Genomic DNA, 24,760 nt, shown 5'->3' on the forward strand with positions numbered 1-24,760 from the left:
CGGATTAAACCCCCTCCCTAATTAGGGGTCTAAGTTAATAATTAGGACTGAAATTATCGAAAGATTAACGGGATGAGAAACATGAAACATAATCAACTATACTACGGCATTTTGGCAGTGATGCTTGTGCTAATCAGTAGTTCCTGCTCTAGCAGACGCTACAGCGGAAGCGTAGCATCACGCGACAGAGGAGTCTATCAAAGCCCCGACTATTATTATACAGGATCTGCTGGAAGCGTATCTAGCGCACAGGGTGATTATTATGAAGATGATTACTATGGCGACGAAGTAATGGATGAAGCGTATGCTGATGATGGAATGTACGCTGGTGGTGCGGGTGGCTATTATGATGATGAGTTTAGTGATCTAGAGTACGCCAATCGCATTAATCGTTTCTACTATACTAGTCCAGGCATGATGTATTACGATCCATGGTTCGATCCTTGGATGGGTTATGGTGCTATGGGCTTTGGTTGGGGTGGCGGTTTCGGCTGGGGCGGTGGCTTCGGCTGGGGCGGTGGCTTCGGCTGGGGTTCACCTTGGCGCATGGGCTTTGGTTGGGGCGGTGGCTTCGGCTGGGGCTGGGGTGGCGGCTTCGGTTGGGGAGGCGGATGGGGTCCTTGGGGCTTCAACTCTTTCTACAATTCTTGGGGTCATCCATACTACGGCGGCTGGGGCGGCGGATATGGCAATAATTATTACGTAAATCGTCCTAGTAGAGTACCAAGCGGTCGTGCATCATACGGTAGTAATGCAGGTGTTGCAAGCGGAAGAGCCAGTGGCAGAGGTGTATCTCGCGATGCAAGTGGTAGAATACTCAATGGTACAGCTGCAGGTCGTTCGCGAAGCGCTACGACAGCTAGTGGCCGTGCAGCTTCGGGACGTGGCGCTACAACAACGCCATCACGTGGTGCTGGAAGCATTAGTCGCGGTGCATCTGGAAATGCTTCGGGTCGTGCTGGGGCTTCACAAGTAGGTAGAACAGGTAATCCATCTAGAAATACGGGAACAGTTGGTCGCGGAGCTACAGGTTCTACACGCCAACCAGCTGGTAGAGCGCAAGGATCAAGTGGCAGAGCTGCTGGTGGCACAGTGGGCAGAACAGCAACGCCGAGATCGGCAACTCCTCCTGCGAGATCAACAATAAATAGAGGAACTTCACAACCAACGCGTACTTCTTCTGGAAGTAGCATGAGTAGAGGTAGCTCCGGCGGAAGTATGAGCGGCGGTGGTGGCGGCGCTAGCCGTGGCGGCGGCGGCGGCGGCGGAAGTCGCGGCGGCTCAGGTAGAGGTCGTTAATCTAATAATATGAAGTAATCTAAGCTTAGCTTTGATACTTACATCATAACTAAAGCCCTTCGGATCTTTCTGAAGGGCTTTTCTATTGTAGATGAAGCTTGGCTATTAAAAGCTATTGCATGCTTTCAAATGCGGTAATTTCATTAGACTTCACTATGTAGTCATAAAGCAGAGAAATGTACTGAAATAATCTAAAAACGGAATTTTAAACTGTTGGTATCGTGGTATTGTACCTTCTAGCGGTGAGGACGATCTAGGATAGATTGTTTCGAGCATCGCTTTTGGCGATCGTTTTACTATCAATAAACGGAACAATCAGCTCCATATTCTACTCAAAAGGCAGCATTTCGGAAATCCATCCCAAATACTGCCTATTGTATTCAATTACCAATAGTAAAAGTTAGATCAGTGTATAGAAGCTAATTTATCAACAACTATACGATCTTAGTAGGTTCGATATACTTACGCACGAATAAGGTGTAGTTTTCATGTTTGATAACACAAACTTTCTCACCAAGATCGATAAATCCATCCATGGCTACAGCCTCGTACCAATTGCCTTCTATTTCTATTTTGCCAGACGGGCGCAATACGGTCTTTGCTACACCGATTTGGTTGATCAAATTTAATTTGGGCACGGAGGAAGTATAACCGCCTTCTGCCAGCTGCTCATCCGCTAGCACCAATTTTCGGAATGCTGGAGAACGCAGCACATTTTTCCCAAAAATAACAATGAGGATGATGGACAACACCATTGCTCCTACTACCACTAAAAATGAATCCATTAATAACCCAGGTTTTGAAAGTTGAAAATCTAAAAAATCGTTGGCTACCATAGAAAATGCCAATCCACACAACATAAGGATAATACCCAAAATTCCTGCTACGCCAAACCCTGGAATGACAAATACCTCGAGCGCCATGAGAATAACCCCAATCACAAATATTAAAATCTCCCAGTGATCTGCCAATCCTTGCAAGTACAAAGGAGCAAAGAATAAACCCCCACAAATTACGGCCAATACCCCCGCAAAACCAAGCCCTGGTGTCTGCAGCTCCATATAGATACCACCGATAATGCCCATAATTAGAAATCCGCTCACCAATGGGTTGATTAGAAAACCAATGATACGATCTACCACCGTGGTTTGATGCACCGTAATTTCAGGGTTAGTAATACCTAATTTTTCATAAATCTGTTCGGTAGATTTTACCTCCGCATCCGCCAAACCAGCTTTGACCGATTCAGAAGCAGTGAGCGTTAGCAGCTTCCCATCCTCTTTTAAGCTGGGAACAGAAATGCTTGGATCCACGAATGCTTCGGCCATCCGCGCATTACGACCTTTCGCTTCAGCAGTAGCACGCATCAGCCCGCGCATATACGATTGATATTTTTCAGGTAGCACTTCGCCCGACCCATCTACTACGGTGGCAGCACCTAGACTGGCGCCAGAATGCATGAATATGTGATCAGTAGCCAAAGAGATCAATGCCCCGGCCGATGCAGCATTATTATTGATATAAACAATGGTCTTCATATCCGTATTCAGAAGCAGCGTACGGATGCTATCCGCAAAGTTCACCGCTCCGCCAAATGTATTTAGCTCCATTAAAAGATACTGTGCATCAGCAGCACGTGCTTTTGCGTAAGCATTCTTTGTAATATACCAGGCTCCAGGACCGATTTCATCTTTTACACTGAATTCATACACCCGCTGTCCATAGGTATGCGCACTGATGATACTAAAGAAAATTATCATCAACGAGGTCAATTTCATAAATTTGTTCATAAGATTATTCGTTTTTACCGTGCAATGGAGGACGTACACATGTTTAAAAATACAATAAAAAAAGCGTTTCAGAAAGATTTTATAGAGAATATCTGGAAGATAGAGGTAAATGGATATCAAGAAGAAATCGGAGTAGAGATCCGAGATTCGCAAACGACGATGCCCAGTTATCATATACTCCGCTTTGAAGATGGTTCTGAAAAGATGCAATATAGTCCTGACGAAAAAGAATGGACGATGGAAGGAATTCAAAAAGACTATCTCATTTTAAAAAAAGTCGGTGAACAAACTCCCACCAAAGAAGGAATTCAAATCATCAATACCAAAACACAAAAACCCGTGTTGATCAGTTATGAATATGTACTACTAGATGTCGTTGAAGATCATCTACATGTACGACATCGCCAGTTTACCTCGGGCGGAGAGCAGCTCATCGCGATCAAGACAGGTGAAGTATTTGCCTTGAATGACGCCACTTTGCGCAGCTATCCAAAAAACCGCGTATGTTTTCCATTAACCTATGATAATCCTCCCGATTTTTTATCAGATGACGATAAACGGCAAGATCTGTGGATTAGCAAACTGTCAAATGCTTATCTTTGGTGTTATCACACACGATGTAGCTCAGGATATGACTTACATATCGCTGTGAGCGATCTAGAAAGTATACATGATGAAGTCGTCGTACAATCAGGAATTGCCAAAATGTTTCCTCAACCCTATTTTCAGGTTGGCAATCAATTATTCTTTATGGCAGATAATAAACATGAAATTGTTTCGTATTTAGTATAATTGCAAAATATGATGGCATTGATAATGAAGCGGAGATGGAGTAGCCTATTGTTGCTGTGTATAGGCCTACTTAGTGGCTCTACCGCATTGCAGGCGCAGACCACAATGGAACAAAAAACAGAAACAGTAGATGGCAAGACCTATATTATCCATGAGGTAAAGGCAAAGGAAACCTATTATGCCCTTAGTCGTACCTATAGTATTCCGGTCAATGATATCATGGCTGCCAATAATAAAAAAAGTCTACGAGTTGGCGATACAGTGCGTATACCTAGTACGATCGCTGAAGAGCGTCAATCGCTTTCTAGCACGACTTCGACTACCGCCCCATCTGTATCACCAGATGATATACTAACGGATTATAAAGTCGGATCCAAGGAAACACTTTATGCCATTGCGAAACGATTTCAAACGAACGTCGAAGATATCAAGCGCTTAAACAAGCTAAAATCGGACAACCTCAAAGAAGGACAAATCTTGCGAATCCCTGATGGAAACTTACCGCCAGAACCGGTGGCTGCTATTGAACCACCGGCAGAAGTAGAGAAAATCGACGATGTGCCCGTACGCAACATCCAAGCTGGGAGATACGGTGTACGCGAAACTTCTGAAAAAGGAATCGCAGTATGGATGGAAAATCTGGAAACAAAGAACAACAGCAACCTAGCCTTGCATAAGACAGCGCCGGTAGGCACTATTTTGAAGATTACCAATCCGATTTCTAAAAGTGTAACCTACGCCAAGGTGGTAGGCAAGTTCTCCGAAAATACACAGACACAAGATGCGATCGTTGTCGTGTCCAAATCTGCGGCAGCGTACATCGGAGCAGTAGACAAACGCTTTCTAATCGAAATCACTTACGGCATCCCTACCGAATAATCCTATGGACAAACCTTATGTAATTGGCATAGCCGGAAGTAGTGGGTCTGGAAAGACATTTTTCTTAAATAGCTTTTTAAATCATTTTGCTAAACAAAGCGTGACGCTGATTTCGCAAGATGATTATTATATCCCTGCCAATACCAAAACGCAAGAAGAGAATCGCTTGTACAACTTTGATGTACCTACAGCCATTGACCGCAATGCGTTTTATCATGACATCAACGCCCTGTTTGAAGGAAAGAGTATTTTGAAAGAAGAATATACGTTCAATAATCCTCAACTAAAGCCCAAGATGTTGAAAATAGAGCCCGCACCTATATTGGTGGTCGAAGGCCTATTTATCTTTCACTACGAAGAGGTGAACAATCTGCTGGATTACCGTATTTTTATTGATGCTAATGAGCAAATAGCACTAAAGAGGCGCCTGAAAAGAGATTTGGAAGAAAGAGGTTACGACCATGATGATGTCATGTACAAATGGGTCAATCATGTGATACCCTCTTTCAATACTTACCTCGCCCCTTACAAAGAGCAATGCAACTTGGTAATCCATAACAATACCGACAATCCACAAATCATTGATAACTATACGCGAGATATTGTCAATGAGTTGAAGGTTAAGCTAGATGGCTTATATACAAATCGATAGAATAATCGTAACTTTGTCGTATGTACAGCGAAGATAGCTTCATTTCATTACCCGTATTAAACACCACCGATATACATGAGCTGTATACGCGGGGGATTAATCCTTATGGTGCTAATAGCATTTTCGACTTTAAAAAATGTTGTAAAAAGTACAAAAAAGGAAAGCGTTGTAAAAAATGTCCGGACCGGTAAAAGAAATTTTACGCATAATGTAATGTAGAATAAGTTACTTTTGCAACATGAGGGTTACACCAAATAGGTTAAAATGGGTGCTTCGCTTCTATCCACCGTTCTTCTTTCAACGGATATGGGTCAAAAGCATTCGTGAGGGATACTCTGGCGCAGATGTAGCTGTACGCAAAAGCCTATTCAATATTAATGGTAACGGATCCATATTCGGAGGCACCATTTTTTCTTCCATAGATCCCATATATCCACTACTGATTGACGCTTACGTCCGAAGCAAAGGTTTGACAAAAACCGTGTCATGGCTTAAATCTGCGCAGATTGAGTATAAAAAGCCGGGGTACAGAAGCCTTCATTTTTCCGTAAAGCTCGATTCTGTACAGATGCAGGATGCGCTGAATGATCTACTGCAAAACGGCAAAGTAATCAAGACTTTTTCTACAGATATTTTCGATGTGGATGGCTTACATTGCGCTACCGTACGCAATGAAATATATATCCGCAACTTGCAATTTGATTTTAATAATACAACAACAGAAACATAAAGAAAGCGTTATGAACAAAACTTTTTTATGGGCGGTATCTTTCAGCCTTACAGCTGTAATGATGACTGCTTGTCAGCACAACGAAAACAAAACGACCGAAGATAATTCTGACCCAAAAGCCTTATCGGCACAAGCGATAGAGGTCCACGACGAGATCATGCCGCAGATCAGTAAATTTGATAAAACATCTGTAAAGATTGATTCGATATTGAATGGCCTTTCTGTGTTGAAAGATCAAGATGCTGAATTAGATACGGCCGCAATTCGCACAGAACTAGTGGCTCTCAAAGGCGATATTGAATCTGCTACCGATGGCATGATGGATTGGATGCGCAACTATAGATTAGACAGCCTTGATGTAACTTATCAGCAAAGCGAAGTAGAGCATATCCAAGCAATGCGGGCTGAATTTAAAAAAGTCAATCAACAGATTGAAGATAAAATGAAAGGCTACACGAAATAATATGACACTGCGAACCAACTTAGGGTATGGTTTGCTCGCGATCCTAGGCTTCGGCTTAGCGTCCTGTGATCAAGCTAAAACCACTCTTCCGATATATGGACACCGCGAACCCGTTGAACGTACGGTCGACGGCAAGACCGTGATCGATACGATTTACCAAACCATTCCCGATTTTACTTTTATTAATCAGGATAGTACCACGCTTACGCAGGCCTTCTTTGAGGATAAGATTTATGTGGCCAACTTTTTCTTTACCCATTGCCCCAGCATCTGTCCGACTATGCAGCGCAATATGTTGAAGGTCTATGAAGAGTACAAAGGTGATGATCGGATTGCATTTTTGTCACACAGCATCGATTTCAAATACGATCAACCGCATATATTAAAAGCATATGCTACTAAACTGGGAGTAGACAATGATCAGTGGCAATTTGTGAATGGTAGCAAAGCCGATATTTATGGAATGTCCGAAAAGTATTTGGTATACACAGCAGAGGACGCGAATGCCCCGGGCGGTTACGATCATCAAGGTTACCTCGTATTAATTGATAAAGATCGCCGTATAAGAGGAGCATACGATGGTACAGATGATGAGCAAGTAAGTAAATTGCAAGCTGATCTTAAAATATTATTAGAAGAACAAAACCCAAGTTCTTAATGCGACATATCGCCACCGTACTTACACTGATGAGTGCATTGATAGTAGTGTTACAGCTGGCACATAGTTGCCAGTCTACATACGATATCAAAACGATGCAATATGTAACCAATGGCGAAAAAGTATATCGCGCACACTGTCAAAACTGTCATGGTTCGCAAGGTGAAGGACTGGGTAAACTTTATCCGCCATTGACAGATCCCGATTATCTCAAGGATAATCGGGATCTACTTCCAAGAATAGTCCGCTTCGGAATAAAAGACTCCATTAAAATATCTAATCAATATTTCTCTGAGGTCATGCCTGGCATACCCGATCTCACTGATGTAGATATCGCTTACGTACTCACTTACGTGACGCTGCGATTTGGCGACGCAAAAGAAAAATATAGTCTGGAAGAAGTCAAAAAATCCATTTCTTTAGGCAAAATAAATAAGTAAACCTACTTTTAACCGGCAGTAAGTGATTCTCTAGGATTCGAATCATTTCTATCGAACAAGTATAACGAGATTTTGACAATCAACCTGTAGTTAAAATACCTACATTTGAAACCATCAAATGAACGTTCAATCTACAGACAAAAAAGAGGCTATTTTTCAGAGTACATTAGCTCTTTTACAAGACTACGGCTTCCACGGTACGCCGATGAGCCAAATTGCACAACAGGCAAAAATATCAGTTGGCACCATATATCACTACTTTGATTCTAAAGAAGCTTTGATTATGGAATTGTTTGCATACTGCAAAGCCAAATTAATGGGACATATTTTCAACGGAATAATTGCAGACAAAGATCATTACGAGCGGGACTTTAAGATAGTATGGAAGCGTTTTGTGCAATTTAATACCGATTTCCCCATTTACTTTCGATTCATGAATCAATTTTACTCTTCCCCATTTCATGAAATGGAACGTGTAAGGAAACAACAGCAATGTGGTGACGGGTCTATGAATATACAAAGCTTCCTAACCTGTGGTGTCCAGCTAAATCAGTTAAAAGATACGAGCTTACAGATACTAAATGCTGCGTTTACGGGGGTAGCCGTATCTTATGTCAAATCAATTATTTTTGGAAAAGCGACAATTGACCAAGCGCAACTAGATGAAATGGTAGAACTTGTTTGGAAATCACTTAAAAAAGAAATTTTATGAGCTGCGCATTAAAATATTTCATCTTAGCGATATGCTTCAGCGCTACATCAATCGTAGTTTATGGGCAGCAAACTACCGCTACATTATCTTCAACTCCGACATTGGAGGAACTGCTTGATTATGCCTTAGAAAATAGAATCACCATTAGACGAGCGCACCTAGGTGTGGAAATCGGAGAGAAAGAAATCAAGTCCGCGTTATCTGGTTATTTTCCGCAAGTAATCGCCAGTGGAACAGTTAACCACTTCTTGCAAATCCCAACGGCTATTATTGACGATCGCCTTATCCAGATGGGGCAGCAAAACACCAGTAATATTGGCGCGCAAGCAACCCAAGCTATACTCAATCCCGAGTTGATGCTTGCATCTCGATCTGCCAGTATCATTCGCGAGCGATACAAACAAACTGTAGAAGAAGAAAAGATTAGTGCTGTGGTTGATGTCAGTAAAGCTTATTTTGATATCCTTACCACCGAGGAACAAATACGAATTATTCAAGAAGATATTATTCGAATTAAGCGTCAGTACACCGATGCGCACGCGCAATATGAGGTAGGCATAGTCGACAAGACAGATTACAAACGAGCACAAATCTCTTTGAACAACTCACAGGCAGAACTCAAAAGAACGCATGAATTTAGAAAATATAAATATGATTTTCTAAAACAGCTACTGGCATTACCCCCCTCTTACCCGCTAGATTTGTCATTAAACAAAGAAGATTTAGAGGCAAAAGTACTATTAGATACCACTGAGGTCTTAAACGAAGAACGCCGGATCGAGTACCGCCAAATAACTAACATGAAACGAGAGCAAGAGCTCAATACTCAATTTCAAAAGTGGCAGTTTTTACCTACGATTAATGCTGTAGCTAACTACCAACTGAATTATTTCAACAGTGAGTTTAGCAATTTGTATCGTAGAGGATTTCCACAGTCGTCGGTAGGTCTCAATCTATCCATCCCAGTATTTCAGGGATTCAGAAGGCAACACGAAATTCGCAAATCTCAACTGCAAGAACAGCAATTAGAATGGGATATGGCCGACATGAAAAATGTTATTGCTGCTGAACATTCTGAAGCTATTACAAATTACAGAGCCTATATGAACGAGTGGAAAGTAAGTCGGGAGAATGTGACGATCTCAAAAGAAGTTTATGATATCATAAAGCTCCAGTACGATGAAGGCATCAAAACTTACTTGGAGTTAATGACCTCCGAGACAGACTTACGCACTAGTCAGCTAAATTATTTGAACGCATTGTATCTCTTGCTTGCAAGCAAAATTGATGTAGAACGAGCACTTGGCAATATCCAAATTCAATAACCAAATCAGAAAATGAATAAAAAGACGATATACTTTCTGCTATTAATCGGGTCAACCGTGACTTGGCAGTCTTGTGGTAGCAATAACAAAGAAGCAGCTAAAGGCGCCGCATCTGAGCGTAATGTGAATGTTCTTCCAGTAGAAGAGCAAATCGTGACGGGATATCAAGAGTATCCTGCCTTCGTCGTTCCGCTACAAGAAACGGAGCTTCTGGCAGAGGTTTCTGGATATATTACCAACATTGCAGTAAGCGATGGTGCATTCGTGACGAAGGGACAAATGCTTTATGAGATCGACCGTACTCGTTATAGTGCGGAAGTGGAGCAAGCTAAAGCAAATGTGGCCATTGCGGAGTCGGAATATGACCGTGTTCAGAAAGATCTTAAACGCTATGAGAAACTAGCAGAAAACGATGCAATTGCTCGCCAAACGCTAGATTACGCTGCCACAGATGTGAACAATCAACGAGCCCAAGTACAAGCCGCTAAAGCAGCTTATGAAACTTCGAGTACAAACTTACGCCGTTCCACAATCTATGCGCCATTTTCTGGAACCATAGGCATATCGCAGGTACGGCATGGTGCTTACGTGAATGCGGGTAATACGCTGCTGAATGTGATCTCTACAAGCAGTCCGATAGCGGTTGAGTTTCAAATCAATGAAATAGATATTGATCGTATTTTGGAGTTGCAAAGAACGGGGAGCCAAGATGAAATTCACATTCGTATGCCCGACGGCAGCATATATCCAGAGTCAGGAAAGATAGCTGTGGTTGACCGCAGCGTAGATCGTACGACCGGTACACTACGTGTGCGCGCTAGTTTTACCAATGCTGATAACCGTTTGCGCGCCGGTATGAATCTTACGATGCGTTTGGCAAACACATCGCAAGAAAAACAATTAGTCATCCCGCTACGTGCCGTATTAGAGCAATTAGGTGCAACAAGTGTCTACACTGTAAGCGACAGCAGTACTGCTGTATTTAACGGAATACAACTGGGCACCAAGTTCGATGACAAAGTAGTGGTATTGAGTGGACTTAAGGCGGGTGATCAAGTTATTGTAGACGGTGCAGAAGGTGTATCCGAAGGCGACAAACTATCGGTTGATAAGAAGTAAATCAATCTCTATTTAAGAAAGAAATATGATTTCAGAAGTATTTATACGAAGACCTGTTACCGCGATGGTAATATCCATACTGATCTGTATTATCGGAGTGATCTCTATCATAACGCTACCGATTAGTCAGTATCCCAATATCGCACCACCAACAGTAAGTGTACAGGCAACATATACAGGCGCTGATGCGCAGACTGTAGAGCAAACAGTGACGACACCGATCGAAAGTCAGATCAACGGAACGCCAGGCATGCTCTACATGTCGTCAAACAGTACGTCAGATGGTTCATCTCGTATAACAGTAACATTTGAAGTAGGTACTGATATCGACATTGCAACACTAGATGTACAGAACCGCGTGGGTATTGCAGAACCCGTATTGCCAGAAACCGTACGAAGACTCGGAGTTATCACTAGAAAAGCCAATCCCGACGTATTGATGATGGTGCACCTGATTTCACCGAAAGGCACACGCGACCCCAAGTTTTTGGCTAACTATGCGTACCTATACGTGCGAGAAGCTATTTTGCGGGTCAAAGGTGTGGGTGATGTGATGGCATTTGGTCAACCATTTGCTATGCGCGTTTGGCTGGATGCCAATAAATTATCCAACTTAGGAATTACTCCAGAAGATGTGAGCGCGGCGATTCAAGAGCAGAATTCAAGAATACCGGGTGGAAGTGTCGGCGGTAAACCACAATTGTCTTCACAAGTTTTCGAGTATTCCATCGTGACGGATAGTGATTTGAGTACAGAAGAAGATTTTGAAGACATTATCATCAAAACGAATGCGGACGGATCGCTTGTTTTACTGAAAGATGTGGCTCGTGTTGAGCTTGGCCAATTCATGTACAACGTGACGACAAAAGTGAATGGTACTACATCTAGTGGTATGATGATAAACCAAATGCCTGGTAGTAACGCCGTAGAAACAGCAGACGGTATATATGCCGCTTTGGAGCAATTGAAAAAATCATTTCCGAACGACGTAGATTATGTAGTGAGTTATGAAACGGTTTCCGTTGTAGACGCTTCCATTGAATCTGTTTTACATACGTTGGTAGAGGCTTTGATCTTAGTGACGGTAGTTGTGTTCTTCTTCTTACAAAGTTGGCGAGCCACATTGATCCCTGTAATTGCTATTCCTGTCTCTATCATCGGTACGTTTATCTTCTTCAATTTATTTGGATTCTCCATCAATAACCTCACCATGCTAGCCTTCGTATTGGCTATTGGAATTGTGGTGGATGATGCCATCGTGGTGGTCGAAGCGGTGCAACATAGCAATCGGTTTGATTTTAGCCGCCGTATTCATCCCAGTAGGATTTATTCCAGGGATGTTAGGTCAATTGTATCAGCAGTTTGCCATAACTATTGCTGTATCTGTATTGTTATCAGCCTTTATCGCACTGACACTTACGCCCGCCCTTTGTTCTATTATGCTGAAGCCCTCGGCGATAAGCAAAGATGCAAAAGGACTGAATCGTTTATTTTACAAATTCAACGTATGGTTCGAAAGTGTCACACATAAATATTCTAAGGGAGTTCAAAAATCCATTAAAGCCACTCCCCTAATACTTATTATACTGGTCTGCATATTTGTCGGTACTGGTTTTATGTTTGCTGAAAAACCGACTGGTTTCATCCCAAAAGAAGATAATGGCTCATTCTTCATTGGTATTACGCTTCCAGAGGGTTCTGCGAATGCTCGGACAAATGTGGTTTTAGAGGAAATACAAAAGCGTATCACCGATTCTATACCCGAGATACAATATATGACGCAAATCTCGGGCATGAATATTTTGAATCGTGCGGCGAAGCCTAATAATGGTTCATTTTTCGTCTTTCTGAAACCTTGGAACGAGCGAACGGTCACGAATAACGATGTGTTAGAAAAAGTGATGGCCATGTTTTCTAAATACAATAAGGCTAGCGTCATGGCTGCTACACCGCCTCCTATACCAGGGTTAGGTTCGGCCGGTGGTTTTTCTATCATGATACAAGATGAGCGAAGTACCGACATCAAAGATTTCGAAGCGATGACGCGCAAATTTATTGCTGCTGCAAATCAGAGACCAGAGATCGCACGTGCTTATACCCTTTTCAATACAAATACGCCTAATTATAAGCTAGAAGTAAAGCGAGAGCAGGCGAAAGCAATGGGTGTAACGATCTCGAGTATCTACACTACCTTATCGGCCTACATGGGGAGTAGCTATATCAATGACTTTACACTTTACGGACGTAATTTTAGAGTGGTATCTCAAGCGGACACAACATACAGAATGCAAATCGAAGATCTCAAAAAACTATATGTTAAGAATGAGCAAGGTTTGCCTGTACCCATCTCTACGCTAGTGTCCTACGAACTGGTTCAAGCTCCGGCGATGGTCAGCCACTTCAATTTGTATCGCTCGATCGAAGTAATGGGTGACGCAGCAATAGGTTATAGTTCTGGACAAGCGCTCAATGCGTTGGAAGAAGTCGCACAAGAAGTACTAACCGAAGGCTATTCGTACGGTTATGCAGGAGCTTCTTTGCAAGAGAAAGAGTCCGGATCGCAGACCATCATGGTGTTTGCCCTCTGTATAATCTTCGTGTTCCTTTTACTAGCCGCACTGTACGAAAGCTGGTCGGTACCATTCTCGATCTTACTTTCGGTACCGCTGGGAGTTTTTGGATCTATTTTGGCACTTACACTACTGCCAAGCATCGAAAACAACATTTTTGCGCAGATCGGATTGATTACCATTATTGGTTTGGCAGCAAAAAATGCTATTCTAATTGTAGAGTTTGCTAAGGAACGTGTGGACATCGGCATGAACCTGATCGAGGCCACATTAGATGCTGTTAAGCTACGTCTACGCCCTATTGTGATGACATCCTTAGCCTTTATTCTCGGAATTATTCCATTAATGATATCTACTGGTGCCGGAGCTGTTTCTCGACAAACGATCGGCTGGACAGTTTTTGGTGGTATGGCCGCAGCTACCGTTTTGGCTATATTTATAGTACCCGTATTATTCGTGATAATCACACGCCTTGCATACGGTAAAAAGAAATTAGCCGAACTAGAAGCAGGTTATGACGAGGAAAAGAAAAGTAAACTAAGTGCACATTAAGTGTAAAAAAGGACAGATTTAGCGCTGTTCCTTGCCTAAGTTAATATTTAAGTCTACCCAGCAAATCTGAAGCTTTGCTGGGTATTTTTTTACTACTTCAACATCAACCCGACAGAAATACTCAAGTGCTGATGTTGAAAGTTGCGCTGTAGATCAAACGCATTTCGATTCAACTCTTGGTAGCCGTAAGAAGCCGAAATCGTGTAATTCGCCCTGCTCATCGTTTCGTATACATACAGCAAACCGCCGCGAAACAAAAAGCCGCGATCGTAGACCGGACCTATGCGTGGTGCATACCCAGCATTTCCTAAAAGCCCAATCCAAGAGTGATCGCTGAGATAGGACACCGGTATTCGCGCATCAATAAATAAAGGCATTAAATAGGTATCATAATCGCGACGAACTGCCGTTCGATCAGTAGCATCTGTACTTTGACACGAGCCGCGGAAGGTTTCATTGCCCACACCAAGTCCGACAAAAGCGCGCTCGTTTAGGTTTAATCCAAAGATAAAATGTGCCGCATAACCATTGAAAGTGCCATCGTACCCCGGATTGCGCACACCAAATTGCCCACCCAGCTGAAATTGCGAATAGTAGTAAGTCTGTGCTGACGCGGTCAGCACCAAAAGGCTAAACAACAGCGTCCATGAAAGTCTATTTCTCATATCTTGGGCATCCCATTGATTTTGGCTTAATGCAATATTTTATACACCAGCTCGCGCAACAGTTCACCCGGTGTGGTATTTGGCCCTACATGCATACCTTTAGACTTCAGGTCATAATCCTTCAGCACGTTGATCACATCGAAGGTCTTTCGGCGTGAGTAATGACGCGCCGCCAACTCATAATCTTTCGTAAAAAATGGATGTACGCCCAGTTCCTTGGCCGCTGCTTGCGAAGATTTGTCGGGCAGATAATGGTACTTCAATACTTTGGTAAAATAACTACCTAACGACCCAATCACAACCGGAATTGGGTTAGATTTAGGATTAGCAGCAAAGTAATCTACAATCTGAAAAGCTTTGAATACATTTTTTTTTGTCAGCGCCGTGTTCAGTTCAAACACGTTGAAGTCTTTACTAATGCCGATATTTCGTTCTATGTCCTCTGCGGTTACTTCCTTTTCCAGAGGGACATTCAGCAAGAGCTTTTCGATTTCATTGGCCACTTTCGAAAGATCAGTACCCAAGTAATCGGCCATCAAGGCCGAAGCCTGTGGGTGTATTTTCCGTCCTACTGATTGAAACTGTTCAGCGATCCAAGGAGCTACCTTATCATCATAGAGTTTCTTAGACTCCAGCACAACACCGGCTTTATCCAGCAGTTTATAGGTTTTCTTCCGTTTATCGACCAAGCCATACTTATGTGCCAATACCAGAATAGTAGTCGGCGTTGGGGCTTCTAAATATTTTTGGAGCAGGTCATCGTCTTTCCACTTTAAGTTTTGCGCTTCCTTGACCAGTACGAGCTGATAATCACTCATCATCGGGTAGCGTTTCGCGACATTGATGATCGTCATAAAGTCAGTTTCCTTCCCATACAAGATGGTTTGGTCAAATCCCTTTTGCGCATCATTCAGCACGGTATCTTCCAGAGCGTCGGACACGACATCAATAAAATGCGATTCATCTCCATGCAGCAAATACACGGGACTGTACTGCTTGCGTTTTATATCTCCTAAAATTGCTTTAACATCCACTGTACGAAAATACAACTTTTTCTCGGCCTGCTAACCACAAACCATCCGGTTGTAGATTTCTCCGTTTATCCGTATTTTTGCAAATGTTCGCACCTATTCCACTTAATCTTCCTCCCTGCTCATTAAAACTTACCAAAGGAGAGAATTGCACCTATGTGTATGATGAGCTCAGGAAGAAAAAAATAGTGCTCACACCAGAAGAATGGGTACGACAACATTGGATTCACTACCTATATACCCACAAGAACTACCCCAAAAGCCTCATGCAAACGGAAGGCGGATTGGTGCTGAACACCTTGCAAAAACGAAGCGACTTGCTTATTTATAACAAGGCAGGTTCGAAAATTTTGTTGGCAGAGTTTAAGGCTCCGACTGTCAAAATTTCCGAAAAAACTTTTTATCAAATAGCGAATTATAATAAAGTTCACAAAATTCCATTACTTTTAGTCAGTAATGGAATTGAGCATTATTATTGTACTATAGACTTCGATCGTAAGAATTTCACTTTTTTGGAGGAGCTCCCCAATTTTAAAAGCATCAGTCCAAGTGTGTAAAAACAGAAAATAATACGTAATTTAAAAAACACAAATATTCCGATAAAGGTTAAGAATATGAATATTGATAAAAACGAATTCAGAAAATATGCTATCAAGCATCATCGTATAGGCAGCCAACATGTTGATAGTTTCATAGGTCGTGTAGAAAGCAATATCCCGACCAATCTTACGCCTTACATTATTGAAGAGCGTCAGATGAACGTCGCACAAATGGATGTTTTTTCTCGTCTGATGATGGATCGTATCATCTTCTTAGGCGATGCCATTAATGATCAAGTGGCAAACATTGTACAAGCGCAGTTGTTGTTTTTGCAATCTACAGATGCGCAACGCGACATACAGATATACATCAATTCACCAGGTGGTAGTGTCTATGCAGGCTTGGGTATTTATGACACCATGCAATATATCGCGCCAGACGTCGCGACCATTTGTACTGGTATGGCAGCTTCTATGGGAGCCGTATTATTGGTAGCTGGAGCGAAAGGAAAACGTGCGGCATTGCGCCATTCGCGCGTGATGATTCACCAACCTTCTGGTGGTGCACAAGGTGTGGCTTCTGATATGGAGATCAACTTGAGAGAGATGTTGAAGTTGAAAGAAGAACTATACAAAATTATCGCAGAGCACTCTGGACAAACGTATGACTGGGTCGAGAAATCCTCGGATCGCGATTACTGGATGCGTTCGGCAGAAGCCAAAGAATATGGTATGATCGATGAGATTTTGATGCCAAAAAAGGAAATTAAATAAAAAGATGAGTAAGTCGAACCAAAAAGATATACATTGTTCTTTCTGCGGTATAAGCAAAAGCGAGGCACAGATGCTGATCGCCGGAGATGGCGCACATATCTGCGATCGATGTGTACAACAGGCTAGCGAAATACTCGCCGAAGAACTAAAACAACGCAAGAGCAAAAACTTGCAAACGGTCTTGAAGCTGATCAAACCGGTAGAGATCAAGGAGCATCTTGATCAATATGTCATTGGACAAGATGATGCGAAGAAAGTAATTTCTGTAGCGGTATACAATCACTACAAAAGATTAAATCAACGGGTGGATCCAGATGAGATCGAGATCGAAAAATCGAACTTAATAGTCGTCGGCGAGACCGGTACTGGTAAAACGCTTTTAGCCAAAACCGTTGCCAAAATTCTTAATGTACCATTCTGCATTGTAGATGCCACGGTATTAACAGAAGCAGGTTACGTGGGCGAAGATGTGGAGAGCATACTTACACGATTGTTGCAAGCCGCAGATTACGATGTGGCAGCAGCCGAGCGCGGTATTATCTACATTGATGAGATCGACAAGATTGCGCGGAAGAGCGACAATCCTTCCATCACACGTGATGTATCTGGCGAAGGTGTACAGCAAGCTTTATTAAAAATACTTGAAGGCACGAATGTTAATGTACCACCGCAAGGCGGACGTAAACACCCCGATCAAAAAATGATCTCGGTAAACACGAGTAATATCCTATTTATCTGTGGTGGTGCTTTTGATGGTATCCAAAAGAAGATTGCCGACCGTTTGCGTACGCAGACCGTAGGTTACAAGATGAAGGATGATGAGCAAGACATCGATTTGAAGAACCTGTACAAGTATATTACGCCACAGGATCTCAAGAACTTCGGATTGATTCCAGAGTTGATCGGTCGCTTGCCGGTACTAACCTATCTAGATCCATTGGATAAGGAAACCTTGTTGAGTATCCTTACGAAGCCTAAAAACGCATTAACGAAACAGTACACGAAACTGTTCGAATACGAGGGCATCGAACTAGAATTCGAGCCGGAAGTTTTCGATTTCATTGTCGAAAAAGCTTGGGAATTCAAGCTCGGAGCACGTGGACTGCGAAGTATTTGCGAAGCGATCATGCTCGATGCTATGTTTGAAATACCGACCAGCAAAGAATACGAAAGCGAGAAAACGTTACATGTCACGCTCGACTACGCAAAGAAGAAGATAGCCAAATCGGATATCAAAAAGATGCAAGTCGCTTAAGACATTCAACCCTCGCCCTAGTGCGGGGGTTTTTATTCACATCATATTTTTAAAAATGAAAGGACTCTATGAGCAAAACCAAAAAATCAAAACTTGAAAATTCACCGGTCATTCCCGGACTTAAAAGCAAAGAGGACATTGTCATCAACTGGCTGCCAAGATACACCGGTAGACCGTTAGAAGAGTTTGGCGAGTATATATTGCTGACGAACTTCTCTAATTACGTGAAGATATTTTCCGAAATGAACGACCACGCCCCTATTCTTGGTCTGGACAAACCAATGCAGACTTGTACCGCTGGCGGCATCACGATCATCAATTTTGGAATGGGAAGCCCAATGGCGGCCACCATCATGGATTTGTTATCGGCGATCAAACCAAAGGCAGTGTTATTTTTAGGGAAAGCAGGTGGTTTGAAGAAGAATAATAACATTGGAGATTTAGTACTGCCTATTGCGGCCATCCGTGGAGAAGGAACCTCGAATGATTATTTCCCACCAGAAGTACCAGCGTTACCAGCCTTTGCATTGCAAAAGGCGATCTCGACTACGATTCGTGACCACTCTTCCGATTATTGGACTGGCACGGTGTACACTACCAACCGACGGGTGTGGGAGCACGATAAAGTATTTAAGAAATACCTAAAAGCGATTCGTGCCATGTGTGTGGATATGGAGACTGCTACCATATTTAGCGTAGGCTTCGCCAATAAGATTCCCACCGGCGCATTACTACTCGTATCGGATCAGCCCATGATTCCCGAAGGCGTAAAAACGGCACAGTCAGACGTATCAGTCACTGCCAAATATGTAGAGAAGCATATGACCATAGGCATTGACGCGCTCAAACAGCTAATAAATAACGGGTTGACGGTAAAACACCTTCAATTCTAGCCCAGCACAATAAAACAAACATCTACCGCTCGGATGTATCAATGAACTTGCCGACAGCAAGTCGTTGATAACAATCCGTTTGCACTTTTTTTAAGCTAACCACCTAATCCTGAATTGCATATCTCATATTTTTCATGTAACTTAGGTTTCGATACACAGCGTATTCAACGCTTTATGTTTCGACCTGAACACAATGAAAAGTGCGCTACTACTTGTATTTGCTACCATATTCCTGATTACTTCTTGTACAAAAGAGGAAGTAATAGCCTATTACCCCGTGGATCAGGATCTGGTTTTGCGCAACGTCAAATATGGTGAACATACATTGCAAAGCATGGACGTATACTTGCCGGCAAAACGAAGCGTAGATCATACCAAATTAATTGTATACGTGCATGCCGGGGATTGGTCATCGGGCGATAAAGATGATGTTGGTCTTGATGATAATTCTGTGGGTCTATTGAAGGCTTATTTTGCAGATTATGCTTTATTCACATTAAATCACCGTCTAGCTACAGGTAGTAATAGCATAACGGCAAAAGATGCTGAAATGGATATTTTGCAAGCGATGGACTTCATTTACGAGCAAGCAAATACCTATCAGATCTCCACAGATACTTACATGGCTGGTTTAGAGTCTGGCGCACAATTGGCTACCTTGTTTGCGCTCAAGAGCGCAGAAACATCAACACGAGTAAAAGGCAGCATTGCTTTTTCTGGCGCATTTGATCTATTGGCTATACATAATGAAGCTACTCCTGCTATGAAATACACTTTACAAGCTTACATTGGGGAAGCCCCTCATAATCAAGTTTCTCTTTACGAAAATGCGTCACCTATTCATTACATTTCTTCGAAGAGCCCATCATTTTTAATCATTCATGACACAAATAACTCTAAATATCCAATTAGTCAGGCAGAAGCGTTTGCCAAACGACTGATTGTTTACAATGTAGATCATGAAATCATCACATATGATAGCGTGAAAGACAGTATTTCTACGCCAGACATGGAAAATGTATTTAACAAAATCAAAACATTCCTTGGCAAATAGAAATTTCCCAATATTAATGTCAAATTTTCAATAATTCGCAAAGTTCAGGCCCTTTAATGATAGATTTCTAATCTTATTTTTATTTTTGTAACATGCTGAACTGCTTTAATAAGCAAAGTCTGAACCTTCTGTATGATCGCTACATCTATTCAGAAAAGGGTTCTTCACGATTAGAAGGGATTGACAACATTTTATTTATTTACTAATTATGGCTAGTAAACCTGGAGCTCCTACTCCGATGCAAAGGCTATTTAGGCTATTGCATCCAGAACGGAAAACCATCAATTACATATTTTTATACGCCGTGGTGATCGGCGTATTTAGTCTGAGCATACCATTGGGAATATCTGCTGTATTCAACTTTTTGACAAACGGCGCCATGTACAGCTCGACTTATATATTGATCGCTTTCGTATTGACAGGTGTCGTCGTGGCGGGCTTGCTATTGATAGGACAGCTAAGTTTAGTAGAATATTTGGAACAGAAAATTTTCCTACGTTCTTCTTTGGAGTTTGCCTATCGTTTACCCCGTATTCAACCCTCGGAATTGGAAGACAAAAATCCGGTCGAATTAGTGAATCGTTTTTTCGATGTCATTGTGATTCAAAAAGGAATTATCAAATTATTAATCGATTTGATTGCTGCTGCGGTGACCATCTTCTCTAGTTTGGTGCTATTATCATTCTATCACCCGTTGTTTATCGTGCTTAGTGTAGTCGTTATCGCACTTATTGCGATCGTAATCGCTATTTATTATCGTAATGGACTAAGTGCGAGCATACAAGAATCGGAACATAAGTATGAGACGGTAGCTTATCTCGAAAATGTGGCCGCTAATATCGAGGAATATCGAGGAGATAAAGCGAAAATGCAAGAAATCATTACCGACACGGATATGATTACGGGTAAGTATCTTACCGCTCGAAATTCTCATTTTCGAATCCTTAAACGCTTCTTTAGTGCTTCCCTTATACTAAGAACCTTATTGTTTGGATCTATGCTTTTGCTCGGATCCTACTTTGTCGTAGAGCGACAAATGACCTTTGGACAATTTGTGGCTGCCGAAGTACTTATCGTACAAGTAGGCTATGCTATCGAGAAGCTTTTCACCAATCTAAACACGATTTTCGACATGCTCACGGGTAGTGTAAAACTAGGTGCAGTAACAGATTTGGCGTTAGAGGAGGACGCTGTACCTTATGGCTACTAGATTGAGACCTGTAGATCCTAAAGTCGTTAACTGGCACGACTTAACCAAAGAAAGCGAGGAGAAACTGATCCCAAACCGCGGCCCTATATTTATTGGACGCGTACTCATGGTCGCAGGCGTTATATTCTTAGCATTATTGTTCTTGCCTTGGCGGCAAACGATTCCTGGGCGAGGCACCATTTCTGCGCTGAGGCCGGAAGACCGCCCTCAAACTATCCAAAACCAAATTGGCGGGAGAATCGAGCATTGGGCTGTAAAAGATGGCGACGAAGTCAAAAAAGGAGATACGCTTTTAGTGGTTTCCGAGATTGCACAAATGTATTTCGACCCTGAATTACCCCTTAGATTAGACGAACAACTCGAAGCCAAACGCAGTAGCGAAGATGCTGCAGATCAGAAAATGATCGCGACAGAAGCACAGATCGCAGCATTGAGAAATGGGCTTCAATATCAATTGGAATCGGCAACAAACTCCGTTGAACAAGCGCGAAACGTCGTAAAAATTGACAGTGCCGATCTTGTGGCCACCAAGAGTTTTCTAGAAACCAGCGTAGCAAGACTAGAGCGCTATGAGCAAGGCTATCGTGATGGCTTGTTTTCGCTAACAGATATAGAGACGCGTCGATTGAACTTACAGAACGATCGCGCCAAAGTGATTAGTGCAGAAAATAAATTATCCAATTCTCGTCAAGCTTATATCAATTCCAAGATTGAATTGAACAATATTCGTGCGCGGTATAATGAATCTTTGGCCAAAGCACAATCAGATTTGGGATCGGCCCTATCTACTAAGGCGTCTGCACGAGGTGATATCTCGAAATTAAGAAATGAGATCGCCAATATTGACGTACGCCGCGGATTGTATGTGGTGCGTGCACCACAAGATGGTTTTATTGTCAAAACATTGAAGGCTGGTATCGGAGAAACAATCAAAGAAGGTGAATCGGTCGCTACATTACAATCCAAAAAACCAGTTCTGGCTGCCGAGATCTACGTAAATGCAATGGATGTACCGCTCATTGGGTTAGAGAATGATACACGCCTTCAGTTTGACGGATGGCCTTCTATTCAATTTTCCGGATGGCCATCGGTTGCTGTGGGCACATTCGCAGGAAGTGTGACCGTGATTGACAAAGTTAGTAGCCAAAATGGTAAATATCGCGTGCTTATCCGTCCAGCGCAACCTGTACCTCAAGGTGATGATGATTGGCCAATACAGTTACGCGTAGGCTCTGGTGTATATGCACGGATTATCTTAGGCCCAGTGCCACTATGGTATGAGATCTGGCGACAACTTAATGGTTTTCCACCTAGTTTGGAACAAGAACAAGGCGGACACGCCTTAGATTAATTTCAATAATCATGATTAGACTGATACTACTCATCCTTATTGGCATGTCGTCATCTGCTCGCTTTGTGGCCTACGGCCAGACAGATACTACCGCATCTTTGACGGAAGAATTTTCATTGCAAGATTTGGAAGATTTCTTATTCAGCAATCACCCGGTTTTAAAGCAAATTAACTTATTAAGCGAGTCGGCACGTGCTTCAGTAACGCAAGCATTAGGCAAATTTGACCCAGCATTGTACGCTGATTTTCAGAATAAGTATTTCGGGGAAACGGATTATTACAATGACTGGAGCAGCGAACTAAAAGTACCATTATGGTTAGCGGGCGCTGATTTGAAGGTAGGTTATGATCGTAATGTAGGCATGTTTACCAATCCACAAAGTCGCACATCTAATAATGGTCTTTCTGGTATCGGTCTGAGCATTCCACTGGGGCAAGGGTTGCTAATTGATAGTCGCAGAAACACCTTGAAGCAAGCGCGCGCCATGGTGGAATATGCCGAGGCAGACCAAGTTCGTCAAATTAATGGTCTTTGGTATCAAGCAGTATCAGATTACTGGGATTGGTATTATGCCTACCGGCAATTTCGATTGCTCGAAGAAGGAGTTCGCCTAGCCGACACACGATTTCGCGCCATTAGCGCACAAACTGTTCTGGGAGATCGCCCACCGATCGACTCCGTCGAAGCGGCTATTACATTACAAGAGCGAGAGATGCAATTAGCTAAATATGCCATCGAATTTCGCAACAGAAAATTGATCTTATCCAATCATCTTTGGAATGCAGAAGAGCTACCGGTGGAGTTACCAGATCGAGCCCGACCATCTGCCGTAAACATCAGTGATTTAGCAGCTGATGCCCAACTTTTATCGCAGTTATTGGAAGTGGCTGAACAACAACATCCAGAATTGTTAATGTTAGAAAGTAAAGGGCTACAGCTGAGCATCGAAGAACGATACAGGCGCGAAATGTTGAAGCCACGGTTGGATATTTCGGGAACTCTAATTTCGAGCCGACGCAACTTCGGTGAATCTATACCATCCATTTACGACTTTAACTGGGGCAATTATAAGCTGGGAATGTCCTTTGCTTTCCCACTTTTCTTGCGCGGTGAGCGTGGAAAATTACGAGAAGTGCGCATTCAGCAAGATCAGCTCCGTTACGATCAAGTAATCTTAGGGCGTAATATCCGCAATGATATCAATACTACCTATAACGATCTCACAGCGTATACACAGCAACTGAGACTACAAGTAAAGAGTATCGCCAATCAAGAGGTTTTACTGGCAGGCGAATTGCAGAAATTTGAGCTGGGAGAAAGCACCTTATTCATCATCAATAACCGGGAGACCACACTCATAGATATGCAGCGCCAGCGCGAAAATCTTGTAGCAGAGTATCAAAAAGCATTAGCGGGTTTGTATTACAAAGCTGGTACTCGTACTACAGAGCAGTATACTCCGTAGCACGAGCAACCGTATGTATATTTCACGCTCATTTACAGAAGATTTGAATCGATGCGACACAACTTTTCGTGCACCTACGAAATAGTTGCTTCAAGAGCGCTCATAGGTAGCTCATATTGATGTAGTTTGCTCATACATTCTATCCATCGGTTTTCTTCGTTACAATCTGTGTTGTTGTCGATAAGATATGATGCGATAAATGATGACGCAAACAAAATCACATTCTACTTAAAAAAGTCCATAAAACACATTTTTTCAAGTAATCTGCTATAAAATTGCACATTTTTCACTAAATACATCAGGTTGAAACAAATATCATAATTCCCCTCACAATAAAAACCTTGTAGCGTTTTGTCTACAAAAAAAAATATCAGCCCCAACTTTTATTAACAACTGTCTTAAAGACAGTAATATTACATTATAAAGCAAGCTAATATCGCACCTATGATCCGTTATATCCAAATAGTAACGGCTAATAATGAAATACGCAAGCGACTGATGTCGTGCGAATTAAGCGTTTTATCCCAGAGAGGTCTGGAAA

The 24,760-nt window shown here is 42.4% G+C and carries 22 protein-coding genes and 1 pseudogene; 20 read left to right on the forward strand and 3 right to left on the reverse strand.

Annotated elements, in window-relative coordinates:
* Positions 1-81: 81 nt before the first annotated feature.
* Positions 82-1,299 carry a hypothetical protein gene (locus GKO22_RS00390; RefSeq protein ID WP_166332175.1) on the forward strand — a complete coding sequence of 406 codons (1,218 nt, stop codon included), beginning with the start codon at positions 82-84 and terminating at the stop codon, positions 1,297-1,299.
* Between the two features lie 434 nt (positions 1,300-1,733).
* Here the strand turns inward: GKO22_RS00390 and GKO22_RS00395 are convergent, their stop codons facing one another.
* Positions 1,734-3,089, reverse strand: a complete 1,356-nt coding sequence (locus GKO22_RS00395) for an NfeD family protein (RefSeq protein ID WP_166332176.1) — start codon at positions 3,087-3,089, stop codon at positions 1,734-1,736.
* 39 nt (positions 3,090-3,128) lie between these two features.
* Between GKO22_RS00395 and GKO22_RS00400 the strand changes: the two genes are divergently transcribed.
* From GKO22_RS00400 to GKO22_RS00450, 11 genes and pseudogenes are all read left to right on the forward strand, one after another.
* Positions 3,129-3,881 (forward strand): hypothetical protein, encoded by a 753-nt coding sequence (locus tag GKO22_RS00400; RefSeq protein ID WP_166332177.1) that lies wholly within the window; start codon positions 3,129-3,131, stop codon positions 3,879-3,881.
* Between the two features lie 9 nt (positions 3,882-3,890).
* Positions 3,891-4,760 (forward strand): LysM peptidoglycan-binding domain-containing protein, encoded by an 870-nt coding sequence (locus GKO22_RS00405; protein WP_166332178.1) that lies wholly within the window; start codon positions 3,891-3,893, stop codon positions 4,758-4,760.
* A 4-nt stretch (positions 4,761-4,764) separates the two neighbouring features.
* On the forward strand, positions 4,765-5,412 hold the full coding sequence (locus GKO22_RS00410) for a uridine kinase family protein (RefSeq protein ID WP_166332179.1): 648 nt from the start codon (positions 4,765-4,767) through the stop codon (positions 5,410-5,412).
* Between the two features lie 238 nt (positions 5,413-5,650).
* Entirely contained in the window at positions 5,651-6,142 is a 492-nt protein-coding gene (locus GKO22_RS00415) for a DUF4442 domain-containing protein (RefSeq protein WP_166332180.1), read from the forward strand.
* 10 nt (positions 6,143-6,152) lie between these two features.
* Entirely contained in the window at positions 6,153-6,605 is a 453-nt protein-coding gene (locus tag GKO22_RS00420; RefSeq protein ID WP_166332181.1) for a transposase, read from the forward strand.
* 1 nt (position 6,606) lies between these two features.
* Positions 6,607-7,263 (forward strand): SCO family protein, encoded by a 657-nt coding sequence (locus GKO22_RS00425; protein WP_166332182.1) that lies wholly within the window; start codon positions 6,607-6,609, stop codon positions 7,261-7,263.
* Between the two features lie 29 nt (positions 7,264-7,292).
* Positions 7,293-7,703, forward strand: coding sequence for a c-type cytochrome (locus GKO22_RS00430; RefSeq protein WP_240920074.1), 411 nt, complete (start codon positions 7,293-7,295; stop codon positions 7,701-7,703).
* Between the two features lie 118 nt (positions 7,704-7,821).
* Positions 7,822-8,415 carry a TetR/AcrR family transcriptional regulator gene (locus GKO22_RS00435; protein WP_166332184.1) on the forward strand — a complete coding sequence of 198 codons (594 nt, stop codon included), beginning with the start codon at positions 7,822-7,824 and terminating at the stop codon, positions 8,413-8,415.
* On the forward strand, positions 8,412-9,740 hold the full coding sequence (locus GKO22_RS00440) for a TolC family protein (RefSeq protein ID WP_166332185.1): 1,329 nt from the start codon (positions 8,412-8,414) through the stop codon (positions 9,738-9,740). The genes GKO22_RS00435 and GKO22_RS00440 overlap by 4 nt, the downstream gene beginning before the upstream one ends.
* Before the next feature lie 12 nt (positions 9,741-9,752).
* On the forward strand, positions 9,753-10,859 hold the full coding sequence (locus GKO22_RS00445; protein WP_166332186.1) for an efflux RND transporter periplasmic adaptor subunit: 1,107 nt from the start codon (positions 9,753-9,755) through the stop codon (positions 10,857-10,859).
* 64 nt (positions 10,860-10,923) lie between these two features.
* Positions 10,924-13,981, forward strand: a pseudogene (locus tag GKO22_RS00450) (efflux RND transporter permease subunit).
* Between the two features lie 92 nt (positions 13,982-14,073).
* Here GKO22_RS00450 and GKO22_RS00455 read toward each other — a convergent pair.
* Positions 14,074-14,646, reverse strand: coding sequence for a hypothetical protein (locus tag GKO22_RS00455; protein ID WP_166332187.1), 573 nt, complete (start codon positions 14,644-14,646; stop codon positions 14,074-14,076).
* A 26-nt stretch (positions 14,647-14,672) separates the two neighbouring features.
* A complete protein-coding gene (gene holA, locus GKO22_RS00460; RefSeq protein WP_166332916.1) occupies positions 14,673-15,680 on the reverse strand; it encodes a DNA polymerase III subunit delta in 1,008 nt (335 codons plus the stop codon).
* Positions 15,681-15,763: 83 nt separating this feature from the next.
* On the opposite strand from holA, the gene GKO22_RS00465 reads away from it, so the two are divergent.
* From GKO22_RS00465 to GKO22_RS00500, 8 genes are all read left to right on the forward strand, one after another.
* Positions 15,764-16,234 (forward strand): type I restriction enzyme HsdR N-terminal domain-containing protein, encoded by a 471-nt coding sequence (locus tag GKO22_RS00465; protein ID WP_166332188.1) that lies wholly within the window; start codon positions 15,764-15,766, stop codon positions 16,232-16,234.
* Between the two features lie 57 nt (positions 16,235-16,291).
* Complete coding sequence (gene clpP / locus GKO22_RS00470) at positions 16,292-16,990, forward strand: ATP-dependent Clp endopeptidase proteolytic subunit ClpP (protein ID WP_166332189.1); 699 nt, start codon at positions 16,292-16,294, stop codon at positions 16,988-16,990.
* Between the two features lie 4 nt (positions 16,991-16,994).
* Positions 16,995-18,245, forward strand: a complete 1,251-nt coding sequence (clpX, locus tag GKO22_RS00475) for an ATP-dependent Clp protease ATP-binding subunit ClpX (protein WP_166332190.1) — start codon at positions 16,995-16,997, stop codon at positions 18,243-18,245.
* A gap of 68 nt (positions 18,246-18,313) precedes the next feature.
* Positions 18,314-19,138 carry an AMP nucleosidase gene (locus GKO22_RS00480; protein ID WP_166332191.1) on the forward strand — a complete coding sequence of 275 codons (825 nt, stop codon included), beginning with the start codon at positions 18,314-18,316 and terminating at the stop codon, positions 19,136-19,138.
* 193 nt (positions 19,139-19,331) lie between these two features.
* Positions 19,332-20,192: an alpha/beta hydrolase gene (locus tag GKO22_RS00485; RefSeq protein WP_166332192.1), complete on the forward strand. Its 861-nt coding sequence runs from the start codon at positions 19,332-19,334 to the stop codon at positions 20,190-20,192.
* Between the two features lie 208 nt (positions 20,193-20,400).
* Complete coding sequence (locus tag GKO22_RS00490; RefSeq protein ID WP_166332193.1) at positions 20,401-21,402, forward strand: ABC transporter ATP-binding protein; 1,002 nt, start codon at positions 20,401-20,403, stop codon at positions 21,400-21,402.
* On the forward strand, positions 21,392-22,753 hold the full coding sequence (locus GKO22_RS00495) for an HlyD family secretion protein (protein ID WP_166332194.1): 1,362 nt from the start codon (positions 21,392-21,394) through the stop codon (positions 22,751-22,753). The genes GKO22_RS00490 and GKO22_RS00495 overlap by 11 nt, the downstream gene beginning before the upstream one ends.
* Positions 22,754-22,764: 11 nt before the next feature.
* Positions 22,765-24,219, forward strand: coding sequence for a TolC family protein (locus GKO22_RS00500; protein WP_240920075.1), 1,455 nt, complete (start codon positions 22,765-22,767; stop codon positions 24,217-24,219).
* Positions 24,220-24,760: the final 541 nt, after the last annotated feature.

Origin of the sequence: Sphingobacterium chungjuense (genome assembly GCF_011316935.1) — a bacterium.
Lineage (GTDB): Bacteria > Bacteroidota > Bacteroidia > Sphingobacteriales > Sphingobacteriaceae > Sphingobacterium > Sphingobacterium chungjuense.